The organism is Mycobacterium sp. NPDC049093, assembly GCF_040704635.1.
Lineage (GTDB): Bacteria > Actinomycetota > Actinomycetes > Mycobacteriales > Mycobacteriaceae > Mycobacterium.
The window spans coordinates 71,617-87,980 of sequence record NZ_JBEZJS010000010.1 but is presented as its reverse complement, the minus strand read 5'-3'; the positions used below and the strand labels follow the sequence as shown (position 1 = coordinate 87,980).

Below are 16,364 nucleotides of genomic sequence, written 5' to 3'. Positions count from 1 at the left end.
CCTGTCAGGCCATACACACGTTGGTGAACAGCAGCACCGGCCAGGACACGATGGAGCCCAGAAAGGACACCACGGCGTCGGCCCCGTGCATGCCGGCCAGGTGGCTGGTGTGGGTGAGTGACCAGATCAGGCCGATGAGCAGATAGGGGACCGCGAGGATGATGGCGGTTCCGATCCACTCGGCGATGGTCATCTGAAAGCCGAGAATCTTGCGTACTGCGGTCAACATGTGAGTGCGCCCCCGTCGTTGTCAGGCGGGCTCTATGTTAATGGCGATTCTGATCGGCGTCCCGGAAACTACTTGGGCGGCAGGCTCTTGGCGTAGTCGATACCCCGGGCGACCCACGATTGCAGCTGCCGTTTGGTCTTCATGCCGGGGCTTGCGATCCGCAGCCAACCGCGCATCTCCCGGCCGCCCATCACCATCGGCTCGACGTGCTCGCGTTGCACCAGTTTCTCGCCGTCGTCCCGCGAGACCCGCACCATCAGGCCGCCTTCCCTGGTCGCGGCCACCGCCATGTTGCCGTCGATCAGGAAAGCCAATCCGCCGAACATGCGCTTCTCGTCCAGGCCGCGTTCGGATGCCGTCAGCTCGCGGATGCGGTTGGCCAGGTCCGGGTCGAAGGCCATGTCAGTCGAGATCGATGCGGACGGTGAGCAGGTCGCTGCCCACAGTGCGGACTACCGCGCTGTTGAGCGTCGGCAGCTCTTTGAGCCGGGCCACCGGGTCGTCGTCGGGCAGCAGGTGCGCGGTGCCGGTCCGCCAGGTCCCGTTGATGCGGACTCGTACCGCTGGATTGGCCTTGATGTTGAGCACGTAGTGCGATCGGTCGCCGTGCTCGGACACCATCCAGAAAGACTGCCCGATCACCCGGCCGCCGACGGCGGTGTGCCGTGGTTGGCCGGATTTGCGGCCGACGGTCTCGAGCATGGTCAGAGGCAGTTGGCGCCCGACCGGGTTGACGATGCGGCGTTGGGCGCCGTGGACGATGCGTCGCTTCAGATCACGAAGATCCACCATGGCGCAACCCTACCGAGGATCAGTCGGAATCCTTCGACTCAAGTTCGGTGGACTCGAGGTCGGCGTGGAACTTGGCTTCGCGGGCCAGATGTCCTGGGCGGCGCCGCAACACCATCCAGGCGATACCCAGAACCAGGAACCACGCGGGTGTCACCAGTTCGGCCTGCAGGGTGTCCTCCTTCTGGGTGAACGCCCACAGCAAGAAGGCGAAGAAGGCCAGCACGACGTAACACATCACGACACCGCCGGGCATCTTGAACTTCGACGCTTCGTGCAGCTCCGGCCGGCGTTTCCGGTACACGAGATAGCTGACCAGGATGATCGTCCAGACGAAGATGAAGCACAGCGACGAGATCGTGGTGACCAAGGTGAAGGCCGCCACGATCGAATCGCCGGCGGCGACCATGACCACACCCGACAGCAGGAACACCCCGGACAGGAACAACGCGTTGGCGGGTACGCGACGTGAGGTGAGCCGGCCGAACAGGCTGGGGGCGTCACCTTCGGCGGCCAGGCCGTAGACCATCCGGGAGGTCGAGTAGATGCCGGAGTTGGCCGACGACGTCGCCGAGGTCAGCACCACGAAGTTGACCACCGATGCGGCGATTCCGAGACCGGCGAGGCTGAACATGGCCACGAACGGGCTGTGTTCGGGATCGATCTCGCGCCACGGCGTGACCGCGATGATGATGGCCAGGGCGGCGACGTAGAAGAGCAGGATGCGCACGGGGATCGAGTTGATGGCCTTGGGCAGGTTGCGCTCGGGGTCCTTGGCCTCGGCCGCCGTGGTTCCCACGAGTTCGATCCCGACGAATGCGAAGGTCGCGATCTGGAATCCGGCCACGAATCCCATTGGGCCGGTGGGGAAGAACCCACCGTCGTTCCAGAGGTTGGCGAAGGACGCCTGGGCGCCGGTGGGCGCGGTGAAGCTGGTGAAGACCATCACGAGGCCGACGACGATCAACGTCACGATCGCGATGATCTTGATCAGGGCGAACCAGAACTCGGTCTCACCGAAGGCTCGCACGGTCGGCAGGTTCAGGCCGATCAGCACCACCACCGTCGCGAGTGCCGGTATCCACAGCGGAAGGTCCGGCCACCAGAAGGCCACGTAGCCGGCGATCACCACCACGTCGGCCACACCCGTGACGATCCAGCAGAACCAGTACGTCCAGCCGGTGAAGAACCCTGCCCACGGGCCGAGCAGGTCCGCGGCGAAATCGGCGAACGACTTGTAGTGCAGATTGGACAGCAGCAGTTCGCCCATGGCCCGCATGACGAAGAACAGCATGAAGCCGATGACCATGTAGACGAAGAGCACCGACGGGCCGGCCAGCGAGATGGTCTTGCCGGAGCCCATGAACAGGCCCGTTCCGATCGCTCCGCCGATCGCGATCAGCTGGATGTGCCGGTTCGACAGCTGACGGGAAAGGTGCCGTTCGTCCGTGGATGTATCTGACGTCACACCGTGAAGGATTGCAGGCGAGGAGATGACGGCTGCAGCCAGCCCGGCATTTCCCCGGCGGCTAGCCCAGTATCGGGAACCGGCGCTGTGAGGCGAGCCGGTTCAGGGCCGTCTGCATGATTTCCCGGATGTGCGCGTCGACGGCGTCGATATCGGGGTCGGCGCCGAAGCGTGCCGTGATGTCGATCGGTGGCAGGACTTCGGTGACGATCTTGGTCGGCAGGGGGAGGTTGGGCGGCACGAGGACGCTGAGGCCAAACGGAAGCCCGATGCTCACCGGCAGAATGTCCAATCGGATGCGAGGCAACCCGAGCCGCTGGGCCAGCCAGTTGCCCCGGGTCAGGAACAGCTGGCTTTCCTGGGCGCCGATCGAGACGGTCGGCACGACGGGGACCCCGGCGGCCAGCGCGGTCCGGACGTATCCGGTTCGCCCGTTGAAGTCGATGGTGTTCGCCTCGGCGGTGGGGCGGTAGGCGTCGTAATCGCCGCCGGGAAACACCAGCACCACCGCGCCGGACTGTAGGGCGGCCGCCGCGTTCTCCCGGCTGGCGTGGACCACCCCGAGCCGCGGGAACAGATCCCCGGTGGGCCCGAGAAGTACTCCGTAATGGGCGAGCGTGTACAGCGGACGGTCGTAGCCGAAGTGGTGGTAGAACTCCGGCGCGAAGACCAGGACGTCGGGTGTCAGCATGCCGCCGGAGTGATTCGCGACCACCAGAGCACCGCCGTGGCCCGGGATGTTCTCCAGGCCACGGACCTCAGAGCGGAACCACCACTTCGCAATCGGCCCCGCCAACGACTTCACCTGTCGGGTGACGGCGGGATCCCACCGGTCGAGCTCATTTTCGTCCATCGCCGCCAGATTGACCCGAATGCCGAACAAATAAACCGTCCGCCGTTGCGACTTTGGGTCACAACGGCGGACGGCGGTTTTGGCGGCGGGGCCCGTCGGCTGCTTACGCGGCGGCCGACGTGGACTCGCGGGCGGGTTCCAGCGCCAGGGCGATGATGTCGGCCACGTCGGTCATCGGCTTGACCTCCAAAGCCTCCAGCACCTCGGCCGGGACCTCATCCAGGTCGGGCTCGTTACGCGCCGGGATGAACACGGTCTTCAGCCCGGCCCGCTGCGCCGCCAGCAGCTTCTGCTTGACGCCGCCGATCGGCAGCACCCGGCCGTTCAGCGTGACCTCACCGGTCATGCCGACATCGCCGCGCACCTGCCGCCCGGTGGCCATCGACACCAGTGCGGTCACCATGGTGACGCCGGCCGACGGACCGTCCTTGGGCACCGCACCCGCGGGCACGTGGACGTGGATCTGGCGGTCCAGTGCCTTGGGATCCACACCCAGTTCCGAGGCGTGGGCCCGCACGTAGGACAGTGCGATCTGTGCTGACTCCTTCATGACGTCGCCCAGCTGACCGGTCAGCTTCAGGCCCGGCTCACCCTCGTTCGAGTTGGCCTCGATATAGAGGACGTCGCCGCCCAGGCCGGTGACGGCCAGTCCGGTCGCCACACCCGGCACCGCGGTGCGCTCGGTGGATTCCGGGGTGAACCGCGGACGGCCCAGGTACTCAACCAGATTCGGCTCATCAATCGTGATGGGGGATTCTGTCGAGTCCAGATTCGTCGTCACCTTGCGCAACGCCTTGGCCAGCAACCGCTCGAACTGGCGCACACCCGGCTCGCGGGTGTAGTCCGCGGCGATCTTGCGCAACGCCGCGTCGGTGACCGCCACCTCGGTGTCGGTCAGCGCCGCCCGCTCGGCCTGCCGGGGCAGCAGGTAGTCCCGCGCGATCGCTACCTTGTCGTCCTCGGTGTAGCCGTCGAGCTGGATCAGCTCCATGCGGTCCAGCAGCGCCGACGGGATGTTCTCGATGACGTTCGCCGTCGCCAGGAACACCACATCGGACAGGTCCAGATCCAGCTCCAGGTAGTGGTCGCGGAACGTGTGGTTCTGCGCCGGGTCCAGCACCTCCAGCAGTGCAGCCGACGGGTCGCCGCGGTAGTCGGAGCCCACCTTGTCGATCTCATCCAGCAGCACAACGGGATTCATCGAACCCGCCTCGCCGATGGCCCGCACGATACGGCCGGGCAGGGCGCCGACGTAGGTACGCCGGTGGCCACGGATCTCGGCCTCGTCACGCACGCCGCCCAGGGCGACGCGCACGAACTTGCGGCCCAGTGCGCGGGCCACGGACTCACCCAGCGAGGTCTTGCCGACCCCGGGCGGACCGGCGAGCACCATCACGGCACCCGACCCGCGGCCGCCGACGACGGCCATGCCGCGCTGGGCGCGACGGGCCCGGACGGCCAGGTATTCGACGATGCGGTCCTTGACGTCGTCCAGCCCGTGGTGGTCGGCGTCCAGAATTTCGCGGGCCCCCTTGAGATCGGCCGAATCTTCGGTGCGCTCGTTCCACGGCAGGTCCAGCACGGTGTCCAGCCAGGTTCGGATCCATCCACCTTCGGGGCTCTGGTCGCTGGAGCGTTCCAGCTTGCCGACCTCGCGCAGTGCGGCTTCGCGCACCTTCTCGGGCAGGTCGGCGGCCTCGACACGGGCCCGGTAGTCGTCGGACCCCTCCGGCTCGCCTTCACCGAGTTCCTTGCGGATCGCGGCCAGCTGCTGGCGCAGCAGGAATTCCTTCTGCTGCTTGTCCATGCCGGACCGGACATCCTCGGCGATCTTGTCGTTGACCTCGACCTCGGCCAGGTGCTCGCCGGTCCATTCCACGAGCAGGCTGAGGCGACGGCTCACGTCCTCGGTCTCCAGCAGTTCGCGCTTCTGCACATCGGTCAGGTATGAGGCGTAGCCGGCGGTGTCGGCCAGAGCCGACGGGTCGGTGATCTTGTTGACCACGTCGACGATCTGCCAGGCCTCGCGCCGCTGCAGCATGGCCAGCAGCAGCTTCTTGTACTCGGCGGCCAGCGCCTTGGTCTCGTCGGTCACCGGTTCGGGTTCGGCGGCTTCGTCCACCTCGACCCACAGGGCCGCACCCGGCCCGGTGGTTCCGGAGCCGATGTGAGCCCGGCGTTCACCGCGGACGACGGCGGCTTCTGCTCCTCCGGGCATGCGCCCGACCTGCACGATCGACGCGATCACCCCGTGTGTCGGGTAGCGGTCGTCCAGGCGTGGCGCGATCAGCAGCTTGCCCGATTCGCTGGCCTGGGCGGCATCGACGGCCGCCCGGGCGGCATCGTCGAGTTCGACGGGCACCACCATTCCGGGCAGGACGATCGGCTCACTCAAGAACAGGACGGGCACTGCGATTTGTTCAGGCATCAATACCTCCAAAGTTCAGTCTGATGCGCTCAACCTTGGCGGGCCTGAGTTTGTTCCCGGAGGCGTTCCCCTTTCGCCCTGGCCTGTTTGCCCATCACCACGGTCGCAACCATGAGCAGTGCCGTCCAGGCCAGCGAAACCACCGTGTTCACCCCGTTCGCGACATCGATGGCCAGCGAGAAGATGATCACCAGGCTGATCAACATCCCGATCAGAAGGCCGATGCCCCACATCGCTGAGAGCGAAATGTGGACGCGGTGTCTGAACGCCACTTCGCGGGGACCCGGGTTGCCTTCGGGCGTGGTACCCACCCGCTCGGCCACGATCTGGGTCAGTGGCTTGCCGACGAAGCAACTGCCCAGGAACAGCAGTGCGCCGATGCCGCCGACAAGAGTGTTGCCTGCCATTAGCATCCGGGCATCGGAGGTGGCGAGGCCGACCGTCAGGCTCAGGCCGAAATTCAGCATCAGGTAGCCCGAGAACGGATCGAGTCGGCGGGCCTTGATCGCGTCATAGGAGACCTTGATCCCGGCCAGGATGGTCGCGGTGAGCAGAGCGATGTACTCCGAAACGCCGACGGCGCGGAGCCCGTAGTAGGCGAGTAGGGGAGGCGCGACATCGAGCAGGATGCCCCGCATGACTGGGCGTAGTGAGTTGTCTCTGCTCACCACGGCGAAGATATGGACGCACTCTGTGAATCGCCTGTGTGTTCTGTCGGAGTCGGGCGTATGAGGCGGTTGCCCGGAATGTTTTCGGTCGCCGGTTACGTCCTAGGGCATATGAGCAAAGCGGTGCAGTTCGATGAATACGGTGGGGTGGACGTCCTGCAGGTGCGGGACGTGCCGCGGCCCGTTCCGGGCCCGGGGGAGGTACTGGTCGAAGTAAAGTCGGCCGGCATCAATCCGGGTGAGGCCATGATCCGTCGCGGGGCCCTGCATGACCGTTTCCCCGCCTCCTTCCCATCAGGTCAGGGCAGCGACCTGGCCGGTGTGGTGGCCGAGCTCGGGGCAGGAGTCACCGGATTCCAGATCGGTGACGAGGTGCTCGGATTCTCCGATCGACGGTCCAGCCACGCCGAATACGTGACGGTTCCCGCCTCGCAGTTGGCCGCCAAGCCGCCTGGCCTGCCGTGGGAGGTGGCCGGAGGGTTGTATGTCGCGGGCGCCACCGCTTACGCGGCAGTTCGGGCTGTGCGGCTGCGACCCGGCGACGTGGTCGCGGTCGCGGGGGCCACGGGCGGGGTCGGCACCATTGCGGTGCAGCTCGCCGGGCGGGCGGGGGCGACTGTCCTCGGTGTCGCCGGGCCTGGTGGCGACGACTGGCTGACGACGCACGGCACGGTCCCCGTCAACTACGGCGACGACCTGGCCGCCCGGCTTCGTGCCGCATCCCCGTCGGGTCGCGTCGACGCCTTCCTCGATTTCTTCGGTGGCGGTTATGTGCAGCTGGCAGTCGAGGAACTGGCCGTCGATCCTCAGCGAGTCGACACGATCATCGATTTCGGTGCCATCGAGCGGTTCGGTGTTCAGAGCGCAGGCAATGCCGAGGGGTCTGACATCGCGATCGTTGCCGAGTTGGCCGATCTCGCCGCCCGCGGAGCTAGACGTGCCGATCGCCGGGGTGTACGCCCTCGACGATGTCCGGGCAGCCTTCACCGAGCTCGAGAAGCGGCACACCAGGGGGAAATTGGTGCTGCGGCCATGACGTGTTGGTGAGCGCGCAGGTTGGTGACGGCCGACGCGGTTCCAGTCAGTGGAACCGGCGGGCAGGCCCTGACCCGACTCGGAGATAAGTTCGGCGCATGGAAAAAGTGGTGGTCATCGTCCGGACTACGGATTTCGATGAGCAGTGGTGCAGGCGGATGCGTGGCCCGGTGGCGAGTGCGCTGCTCGACCTGGGGTTGCCCGGGGTCGTGGTGAACGTCCGCGACGAGCCGGTCCGTGATTCGCTGATGACACTGACGACGCTGGACCCGCCCGGCGCCGCCGTGATCAGCCTGTGGACACAGCAGTACTACGGCACGCAGATTCGCTCTGCCATCGAACTTTTGGCGGCCGAAGCCCATGCGGTCGACGCCTACCTGGTGACCGAATCGTCACCGATGCCGCCGCCGGACCCGGGTGAAGGCCTGCGCACACCCGCTTTGGCCAATGTGGCCTTGTTGCGCCGGCCGGCGGGCATGGATCAGGCGACCTGGCTCGACCGCTGGCACAACAACCACACCCAGGTGGCGATCGACACCCAGGCGACGTTCGGCTACACCCAGAACGTCGTGGTCCGTGCGCTCACCCCGGACGCGCCGCAGATCGACGGCATCGTCGAAGAGCTGTTCCCTGACGGCGCGGTGTCCGATCTCAACGTCTTCTACGGCGCACGGGACGAGGCGGACCTGCAGGACCGGATGACGCGGATGATCGAAAGCTGTGTGAAGTTCGGCGCCCACGAGAACATCGACACCGTCCCGACCAGCCGGTACCTCTTCCGCAGTCCGTTCAGCGGCAATGCGGTTTCGTTGAACGAGATCGGGTGAGCGCAGGCCGGGCCGATTGGGTAGGAATCACCCAACGCCGACAGACGGGATGGGAAGTATGACTGCACCATTGTCAGCGGCCGACCGGCTGGAACTGTCCGATCTGGCACACCGCTATGCTGCCTGCGTCGACGCCCGGAACTTCGATGATCTCGTCGAATTATTCACGCCCACAGCACAGTTGACCCTCCCGAAGCCACCCGATGACCTGGGCCCGTGCGTGCGTCACGAGGGGCACGCCGGGGTGCGGACCGCCATGGAGTCGCTGCGCGGTGTCACCCGGACCCTGCATGCGATCGTCGGCGAGGTCTACACCGCCGGGCCTGCCGCGGACACCGCGACCGGCGCCGTCGTGGGCGTCGCGCACCACTGGATCGACAAGGACGGAAAGATCACCGACCTGGTCTGGTACCTGCGCTATGCCGATGAGTACCTCCGCACCACCGCCGGTTGGTGTATCGCCAAGCGTGAGTTGACCATTGATGCCATCGAAACCCGGCCGGCGCGCCAGGTACGGCTGTAGACCCGGCCCAGGACTGGAGGTAAGGCCTTGACTACCCCGCAGATTTCGCTGCAGCTGAAGACGTTCACCGACGATCCCGACCATGACTGGAGCTCGACCCTGGCGCTGGGCCGGGCGATGGATGCCGCCGGGATCGACCGAGTGGTGGTCTCCGACCACGTCGTATTCGGCGAGAACCCGGCCGCCTATGCCAATCCGGCGTTGGGCGGTATCGCCGGCGGCCGCCAGCCCACCGGCCCGGACGGTCAGTGGCTCGATCCGCTCACCGTGCTCACCGCATTGGCCGCCAACACTTCCCGGATCCGGCTCGGCACCGCGATCCTGTTGGCCGCGCTGCGCCGCCCTGCGGTGCTGGCCAAGCAGGTTTCCACGCTGGACGTGTTGTCCGGCGGTCGCGTCGATCTCGGTGTCGGCGTCGGATGGCAGCGCGAGGAATACGAGGCGGCCGGCCTGCCGTTCGAACGCCGCGGCCGCCTGCTCGATCACACCCTTGAAGTGTGCCAGCAGCTGTGGACGCAGCAGCGCAGCACCTATCAGTCACCCGAGTTGTCCTTCACCGACATTCATCAGATGCCCAAACCCGTTCAGGCGGGCGGTGTTCCGATCTGGGTCAGCGGAACCGTCAACGTTGCCGTGGCGCGGCGGCTGACCCGGTTCGGCCGTGGCTGGATTCCGTGGGGTGCCGCAATCGCCGACCCGGCCGGAGCGATCACGGCGATGAAGGACAAGATCTCGGACCTGGGCGGCGACCCGACCGGCCTCCAGGTGCTCGGTCACGGGAGAACCGTCAAGCGCGAGGACCGGTCCGTCGACCTGGCGGCCAGCGCGGCCTCGGCTGTGCCCTTGATCGCCGCCGGGGTCACCGATGTGCGGTTCACCTTGTCGCTGCCCAAGGACGTGAGCCAGGCGACCGACCTGCTCGCCGAACTGGTCGCAGAATTCCGCTCGGCCACCCGATGAGCAGATCGACATGAGGTGCCCGGCTTACAGTTGAGCGCCGATGGTTGCGAGTTCGGAGCCGGCACTACCGAGAGTGGAAGCAAGTTGCTTTCCCCACAACAGATATCGGTGAACCGGGTAATCCTCGTCGACACCCATGCCGCCGTGGACGTGGATGATGCGGTGCACGATGCGTTGTCCGGCGTCACTGGCCCACCACTTCGCCACCGAGGTTGCCGTATCGGCGGGCAGGTCGTTGGTGGTGCGCCACACCGCGTGCCACAGGGTCGTCCGCATCGCCTCGAGGTCGATGTAGCAGTCCGCCAATTGATGCGCCACCGCCTGGAATCCCGACAGGGGGCGGCCGAACTGCCGGCGCTCGTTGAGATAGGGCACTGCGTGTTCGACCGCTCCCGTGCCTACTCCGAGGGCGAGCGCCGACACTGCCAGGCGGGCCCGGTTGCACGTCCAGGTGACGGCGGTTCCGTCGGGAGCGCCCAGCATGACAGCCGGCGTGGAGTCGAAATCCACTGTAGCGCAGGGCTCATGGGTAGTGCTGCGATGCGGGTGTGCAGTCAGGGTGGAGTCGGGGAGGCTCACCAGGAACAGGCCCGTGCCCTCGGGAGTGACGGCGGTGGCCACCACGGCGTCGGCGACCGCGACCACCGGGACCGCGACCTTGCGGCCGGTGAGCGCCCAGCCTTCCGCAGTGGGGGAGGCCGTCAGCGGGGTCTGTGCCTCTTCCAGCGCGACGGTGAGCACGCCCTCTCCGCGACACACCGATTCGACCAGCCCGGCGCCCGGCCCGTCCGGATCGAATTGGGCGATGGCAAGCGCGGCCACGACCGAGGGCCAGATCGGAGCCGGTAGCGTGCGCCGGCCCTGCTGCTCCAGCAGCAGGCACAGTGCGGCCAGATCCAGACCCTCACCGCCGAGTTCGGCGGGTAGAGCTGCCCCCAGCAGACCACTGGCAGCCAGTTCGTGCCACAGGGCCCGGTCGAAACCGTCGGCGCCGGTCTCTACGGCACCGATGTCGGTGCTCCCGGAAATCCGGCCAAGCAGGTCGTCGGCCAGCCGCTGAATTTCCTGCTGTTCCTCGTCAAAGCTGAAGTCCATTGTCAGACTTGCCTTTCAGTTCGTCCGGCGTGGGGCCACGGCGCCCAGGCCCTGGGTGGCGATCATGTCGCGCAGTACCTCGTTGACTCCGCCGCCGAACGTGTTGACCGCGCTTTGCCGTGACATCTGTTCGATCTCGCTGGCGAAGTCCATCGCATCCGCGTCGCAGCGGATGCGGCCCTGCGGACCCAGGATGCCCAGCAGGGTTCGATACACCTCGATGTGGAGTTCGGTGCCGTACACCTTGGCTGCCGCAGCGTCGGCTCCGCACAGCGTCCCGGCCGCCACGGCGGCGGTCATCTTCCAGTTGAGCAGCCGCATTGCCTCAAGCTTGGCGTGGGTGCGGGCCAGATCGGTGCGGACCCAGTCCTTTTCGATGGCGCCGGTGGACTTCGCCCACTTCACGGTCTTCTCCCAGAGCGCCTCGGCGTGCCCGCCGATGGCGGCCAACCCGATCCGTTCGTGGTTGAGCTGAGAGGTGATCAGCGGCCAGCCGCCGTGAAGGTCGCCCACCAGGTTCTCGGCCGGGACCCGAACCTCGCTGTAGTAGGTGGCGGTGACGGTGAGCCCGCCGACTGTGCGGATCGGTGACCAGCTGAACCCCTCGGACTCGGTCGGCACGATGATGATCGAGATGCCTTTGTGCCGCGGTGCCTCGCCGGTACGGCAGGCCAGCCAGATGTAGTCGGCGGTGTTGGCCCCGGACGTGAACACCTTGGTGCCGTCGATGATCCAGTCGTCGCCGTCACGCACGGCCCGGGTCCGCAGCGTGGCCAGGTCGGTGCCGGCCTCCGGTTCGGTGTAGCCGATGGCGAACACGATGTCGCCGGCGAGGATGCCCGGCAGAAAAGTGCGGCGTTGTTCATCGGTGCCGAACTTCATCAAGGTCGGACCGACGGTGTTGACCGTGACGAACGGGAACGGCACTGCGGCGCGCTGGACTTCATCGAAGAAGATGAACTGGTCTTCAAGCGACCGGCCCTGCCCGCCGTACTCGGTCGGCCAGCCGATGCCCAGCCATCCGTCGCGGCCCAGGGTGCTGACCACTTCGCGGAACCGCTCTCCGCCGACACCCTCTTCACCGACTCCGAGGCGGCCGTCCCCGGCCATCATCTCGGCGAAGTATGCGCGCAGTTCGGCCCGAAGTTGTCGTTGCTCGGGCGTTTCGGCTAGATACACCGTTGGACCTTTCTAGGTATCCGAGTTCGATCGGCGGGCGAGATCATCGACCAGACGCTGCGACCACACCGACTTGCCCAGGAGCCGGTCGGCGTCGGGTGATGTCGCCAGCCTCCGGGCAGCCTGGGCCGCGACGGTGGCCGGGATGGCCTGGTAACCCGCCGTCTCGATCTTCGAGGCGCCGCCGCGGGCCTGGCCGGCCTCGGTGATGACGTAGCCGGGGTTGAGGTTGAAGGCGCGAACCCCGCGGGAGGCGAACTCCGCGTTGATGATTCCGGCGATACGGCCAAATGCCGCCTTCGACGCGGCATAGGCGAGTCCCCACCCGCCTTCGCCGGCCGGAGCCGGTGGATTGGTCTCGGCCGATCCGGAGATCAGGTTGATGACGACGCCCCCGCCCGCGTCGAGCATCGACGGGATCACCTGCTGGATGAGCGCCACCTGATGCAGGAAGTTCCCGACGTACATCGTCTCGGCGTCGCCGAGACGGATGTCCAGCAGGCGGTCCATGACTCCGTCGATCTGGGCGATGGCGTTGTTGACCAGCACGTCGATCCGGCCCATGGCGTCGAGGACCTGCCGGGTGACGGCGTGGACGTCGGCGAGGTCGAGCAGGTCCATCCGGATCGCCAGGGCCCGCCGGCCCAGCGCGCGAATCTCGGCGACCGTGGTGTCGAGGCTGCCCGGGACCTGTACGGGTCCGGAGTCTCCGTCCGACTCTCGGGAGGGCACACGTCCCTCGCCCTCATGCACGGTGCGCGCCGTGATCGCCACATCGAAACCGGCCCTGGCGAATTCCAGCGCGATCTCACGGCCGATTCCGCGGCTCGCTCCCGTCACCAACGCAACACGACGAAGCTCCACGGCTCGCACACTAGCCACGCGCGGCGTCGATGCCATCGCTGTTTCACCCAACGGAACCGCGCCGCTTCCGCGGACGGGGGATGAGGCCCCACGCCACCCTCGGAGACAGTTGAGCAAGCGCTTGATAAGCTCTTGAGCAAGCGCTTGATAAAGGAGTGTTCATGCTGGTCGACAAGCTGAATACGGCTGCTGCAGCGCGCAGTGGCGTCATCGAACGGGCCACCGCGGTGCTCGACACTTTCCTGGACGGCCCCGAGTGGATGGGGCTGGACGACATCAGCCTGCTGTCGGGAATACCCCGCTCGACGACATTCCGGATTCTGCGCCAGCTCGTCGAGCTGTGTTGGCTGGAACACGGTGAGCACGGGTACCGACTGGGGCCGCGGATTCGCCGCTACCGTTCCCGCGCCACCGATTGTGAAGACCTGCGGGTCGCCGCGAGTACTGCGCTCACCGAGTTGCATCTGGCCACCGACGGCGTCGCGCATCTCGCTGTGCTCGACGGCCTGGACGTGAACTACCTCGACAAGGTGGGAGGCGCTGCGGCGCAGTCGGTTCCGTCGCGGATCGGTGTGCGCATACCCGCCACCGACACGGTCAGCGGACACGTCCTGCTGGCGTCACTGGACCCTGAGCAGGCCGATACCGCGATCAACCGGGCGAAGAACCCCACCCGGCAACCCGTGCTCGCGCCCGCCTGCAGCGCCGATCAGGTATACCTGGCGATCAAACAGGCCCGGAACCGTCGCGGTTTGGCCTACCACTCCGCTGTCAACTGTCAGTTGGGCATCACCGCCATCGCGGCACCGATTACCGGCCCCACCGGGACCGTCGGTGCGATCTCGCTGTCCGTCCGCAGGCAGGCCGAGTTCCAGCAGTTGGCGCCGCTGTTGGTGCGCGCCGCGCGGCGGACCGGTCAGGCACTGTCCGCTCAGCACCGGATGGCAGGCTGACACGCATGACGGACCAGGCGGAACCTCTCGTCGCCCTGCCTGCACGTGGGCCGCGGAACCGGGTCCGTCGCGAGGACATCCTCGCCGTCGCCGCAGAGTTGTTCGCCGCCAAAGGGGTGGCGTCCACCACGGTGCGCGACATCGGCGCCGCCGCCGGCGTGCATTCGGGCAGTCTCTACCACTACTTCCCGTCCAAGGAGGCCATCGCGGTCGAGCTGCTGCGCACGTTCGTCAGCAATCTCGGCGATCACTTCGCCGCCATCGCGGCGCTGCCGGAACCACCGCTGCAACGCCTGCGGACGATGGTGCACACGACGCTGACGATCATCAACGAGCACCCGCACGAGACGCGGATGTTCCGGCAGGACTATCAGTACCTGCAGGATCGAGGTGTGCTCGGCGGGCTGGATCCCGACCTGCCTGTGCTGCGCACGCACTGGGTGCGGGTGCTCGACGAAGGTATGGCGGACGGCTCACTGCGTTCGGACATTCCGGTGGACGTGGTCTCCAGGGTCATCCGTGACACGTTGTGGGCCACCATCAGCTGGTCCCGATCGGCGCAGGTGCCGACCGCGCAACTCGGCGATTATCTGGTCGACATGTTCTTGCACGGGGTCGCCACGTAGCGGACGTGTGCGGCAGCGCATCGCGCGTAGCATCCAACCATGAACAGGGGATACGTCGTGACGTTCGCGGTCGGTGTGCTTGTGGCGCTGTTCGGCCTCATCTGGGCGCTGCAGGGATTCGGTGTGCTGCAGGGCAGCCCGATGAGCAATACCGTCACCTGGTCGGTGATCGGTCCGATCACCGCGGTGATCGGCGTCGTGATCGCGGCGTTCAGCTGGCGCAAACTCTCGTCGAAATAGCGTCACGCCACGGTGAAGTACACCGTATGCCAGCCGGTGGCGCCGTCGGGCACGGTCGGGGCTTGGTCTGACGTCTGAACCGCCCCGGTGTTGTCGGTAGCCCGCACCGTGACGGTGTGGTCGCCCGGGCCGCTCGCCTGCCAGGGCAGGCTCCACAACCGCCACGTCTGGTTGGAGTAGGCGGCGCCCAGTTCAGCGGGTTGCCATGGGCCGTCGTCGATTCGGACCTCGACGGCACGTACGCCGCGGTTCTGCGCCCAGGCCACACCACCGAATGTCGTCGGCCCCGTCGGCAGCTGCTGACCCCGCTTCGGCACGTCGATGCGCGACTCGGTCTTGATCGGGCCGCGCGGCGCCCAGCCCTGCCGGGTCCAATAGGCCTCGGCGCGGTCGAATCGGGTCAACTCCAGGTCGGTGACCCATTTGGTGGCCGACACGTAGCCGTAGAGTCCGGCGACCACCAGCCGGGCCGGGTAGCCGTGCTCGACGGGTAGCGGCTGCCCGTTGAGGCCGACGGCCAACAACGCGTCCCGGCCGTCATTGAGGGCGTCCACCGGGGTGCCCACGGTGAATCCGTCCACCGAGGTCGACAGCAACATGTCCGCCGCCGGGTCCACACCCGCCGCCCGCAGCAGGTCGGCGAGTCGGTAGCCGGTCCACATCCCGTTCGAGATCAGGTCTCCACCAACCGGATTGGACACGCAGGTGAGGGTGACGGGCTTCTCGACGGCTTCGAACCTGGCAAGGTCGTCGAAACTGTAGGTGACCTCGTGGGCGACCATGCCGTGAATGCGTAGCCGCCACGCGTCGCGGCTCAGCTGCGGAACGCTCAGTGCGGTGTCGACCCGGTAGAAGTCGGCGCTGTCGGTGATGAAACTCGGCAGGGCAACGTTTTTCGGTTGGACGTCGGGCGGAACCGGGGGAGCCGGCACGCGGGGCCGGGGCAGTACGGAGATTTCGCGTTCGGCCGCGACCGAACTCGTCACCCGGGTCACGACGAAACCGAGAAGTCCGGTAGCCGCGCCGAAACCGAGTACTCCGGCGGTGGCCAACCACGTCCTTCTGGAGGTGTCGACGTGTTCGGCATCGTCGTCGGGGGCGGCCCAGACCCGCCGCACGAGCAGGCGCAGCGCCGCCACCCCACAGGCGGTGCCCACCAACGTGGGCACGATGTCGGGCAGCGTCGCGCCCGGCCGGGAGAGGACGGCCGTGCAGGCGAACAGTCCGGCGACGACGAAGATCGCGCTGCCGATCGGACGGTGCCGGGTTTCATACGTCGCGGCGAGGGCCGCGATGGTGGCGATGACCGCCAGCACGACGACGGCGAGGAACAGCTTGTCAAGGCTGCCCAGGGTCTGAATCACCCATTCCTTGACCGGACCCGGCGTCAGGTCCACGACGGCCGAACCGACCGCGTTGCGTGGATCGGCCGGTGCCCCAAACGGAATGCCGGCCAGCGTGGCGATGCCGAGCGCCACCGCGGCGGCGGCAACTCCGCCGAGCATCCGCGCGTTCGGCGAGGGATCCGACGGGGACGACGAGGACGGAGCCATCGTCACCAACTTACCCCGAACATGAAGCAGGGAGCCTGCCGTTAGGGGTGACGACAGGCTCCCCGGGTGGGTGG

At 67.0% G+C, this 16,364-nt stretch carries 17 protein-coding genes and 1 pseudogene; 7 read left to right on the top strand and 11 right to left on the bottom strand.

What is annotated here, in order from left to right; genetic code table 11:
• Window positions 1–4: 4 nt before the first annotated feature.
• From AB0876_RS30725 to AB0876_RS30695, 7 genes are all read right to left on the bottom strand, one after another.
• Entirely contained in the window at window positions 5–229 is a 225-nt protein-coding gene (locus AB0876_RS30725; protein WP_003881986.1) for a hypothetical protein, read from the bottom strand.
• 68 nt (window positions 230–297) lie between these two features.
• Window positions 298–630, bottom strand: coding sequence for a TfoX/Sxy family protein (locus AB0876_RS30720; RefSeq protein WP_491840904.1), 333 nt, complete (start codon window positions 628–630; stop codon window positions 298–300).
• Window position 631: 1 nt separating this feature from the next.
• Window positions 632–1,021, bottom strand: a complete 390-nt coding sequence (locus AB0876_RS30715; protein WP_526043797.1) for a nitroreductase/quinone reductase family protein — start codon at window positions 1,019–1,021, stop codon at window positions 632–634.
• Window positions 1,022–1,040: 19 nt separating this feature from the next.
• A complete protein-coding gene (gene cycA / locus AB0876_RS30710; protein WP_526043796.1) occupies window positions 1,041–2,486 on the bottom strand; it encodes a D-serine/D-alanine/glycine transporter in 1,446 nt (481 codons plus the stop codon).
• Between the two features lie 61 nt (window positions 2,487–2,547).
• Window positions 2,548–3,339, bottom strand: coding sequence for a lysophospholipid acyltransferase family protein (locus tag AB0876_RS30705; RefSeq protein WP_526043795.1), 792 nt, complete (start codon window positions 3,337–3,339; stop codon window positions 2,548–2,550).
• A gap of 103 nt (window positions 3,340–3,442) precedes the next feature.
• Window positions 3,443–5,767 (bottom strand): endopeptidase La, encoded by a 2,325-nt coding sequence (gene lon, locus AB0876_RS30700; RefSeq protein WP_491840908.1) that lies wholly within the window; start codon window positions 5,765–5,767, stop codon window positions 3,443–3,445.
• A 29-nt stretch (window positions 5,768–5,796) separates the two neighbouring features.
• Window positions 5,797–6,435 carry a VC0807 family protein gene (locus AB0876_RS30695; RefSeq protein ID WP_491840909.1) on the bottom strand — a complete coding sequence of 213 codons (639 nt, stop codon included), beginning with the start codon at window positions 6,433–6,435 and terminating at the stop codon, window positions 5,797–5,799.
• Window positions 6,436–6,546: 111 nt separating this feature from the next.
• Here AB0876_RS30695 and AB0876_RS30690 point away from each other — a divergent pair.
• The 4 genes and pseudogenes from AB0876_RS30690 to AB0876_RS30675 all read left to right on the top strand — a co-directional run bounded on the left by AB0876_RS30690 (window position 6,547) and on the right by AB0876_RS30675 (window position 9,780).
• A pseudogene (locus tag AB0876_RS30690) lies at window positions 6,547–7,471 on the top strand (NADP-dependent oxidoreductase).
• 97 nt (window positions 7,472–7,568) lie between these two features.
• Entirely contained in the window at window positions 7,569–8,297 is a 729-nt protein-coding gene (locus tag AB0876_RS30685) for an EthD domain-containing protein (RefSeq protein ID WP_491840911.1), read from the top strand.
• Between the two features lie 58 nt (window positions 8,298–8,355).
• On the top strand, window positions 8,356–8,820 hold the full coding sequence (locus AB0876_RS30680) for a nuclear transport factor 2 family protein (RefSeq protein ID WP_491840912.1): 465 nt from the start codon (window positions 8,356–8,358) through the stop codon (window positions 8,818–8,820).
• Between the two features lie 27 nt (window positions 8,821–8,847).
• The gene (locus AB0876_RS30675; RefSeq protein WP_491840913.1) at window positions 8,848–9,780 is read left to right on the top strand and encodes a TIGR03619 family F420-dependent LLM class oxidoreductase; all 933 of its coding nucleotides are present in this window, start codon (window positions 8,848–8,850) and stop codon (window positions 9,778–9,780) included.
• Window positions 9,781–9,804: 24 nt separating this feature from the next.
• Here AB0876_RS30675 and AB0876_RS30670 read toward each other — a convergent pair whose 3' ends face one another.
• Genes AB0876_RS30670 through AB0876_RS30660 form a run of 3 tightly spaced genes read right to left on the bottom strand, consistent with a single transcriptional unit; the run spans window position 9,805 to window position 12,954 of the window.
• Window positions 9,805–10,875, bottom strand: coding sequence for an acyl-CoA dehydrogenase family protein (locus AB0876_RS30670; protein ID WP_526043794.1), 1,071 nt, complete (start codon window positions 10,873–10,875; stop codon window positions 9,805–9,807).
• 15 nt (window positions 10,876–10,890) lie between these two features.
• A complete protein-coding gene (locus AB0876_RS30665) occupies window positions 10,891–12,054 on the bottom strand; it encodes an acyl-CoA dehydrogenase family protein (protein ID WP_526043793.1) in 1,164 nt (387 codons plus the stop codon).
• A 12-nt stretch (window positions 12,055–12,066) separates the two neighbouring features.
• The gene (locus AB0876_RS30660; protein WP_526043792.1) at window positions 12,067–12,954 is read right to left on the bottom strand and encodes an SDR family NAD(P)-dependent oxidoreductase; all 888 of its coding nucleotides are present in this window, start codon (window positions 12,952–12,954) and stop codon (window positions 12,067–12,069) included.
• A 125-nt stretch (window positions 12,955–13,079) separates the two neighbouring features.
• Between AB0876_RS30660 and AB0876_RS30655 the strand changes: the two genes are divergently transcribed.
• Genes AB0876_RS30655 through AB0876_RS30645 form a run of 3 tightly spaced genes read left to right on the top strand, consistent with a single transcriptional unit; the run spans window position 13,080 to window position 14,737 of the window.
• Window positions 13,080–13,871: an IclR family transcriptional regulator gene (locus AB0876_RS30655; RefSeq protein ID WP_491840917.1), complete on the top strand. Its 792-nt coding sequence runs from the start codon at window positions 13,080–13,082 to the stop codon at window positions 13,869–13,871.
• Window positions 13,872–13,876: 5 nt separating this feature from the next.
• On the top strand, window positions 13,877–14,497 hold the full coding sequence (locus AB0876_RS30650) for a TetR/AcrR family transcriptional regulator (RefSeq protein ID WP_491840918.1): 621 nt from the start codon (window positions 13,877–13,879) through the stop codon (window positions 14,495–14,497).
• Window positions 14,498–14,536: 39 nt separating this feature from the next.
• The gene (locus tag AB0876_RS30645) at window positions 14,537–14,737 is read left to right on the top strand and encodes a hypothetical protein (RefSeq protein ID WP_491840919.1); all 201 of its coding nucleotides are present in this window, start codon (window positions 14,537–14,539) and stop codon (window positions 14,735–14,737) included.
• A gap of 2 nt (window positions 14,738–14,739) precedes the next feature.
• Here AB0876_RS30645 and AB0876_RS30640 read toward each other — a convergent pair whose 3' ends face one another.
• Entirely contained in the window at window positions 14,740–16,290 is a 1,551-nt protein-coding gene (locus tag AB0876_RS30640) for a molybdopterin-dependent oxidoreductase (protein ID WP_526043791.1), read from the bottom strand.
• Window positions 16,291–16,364: the final 74 nt, after the last annotated feature.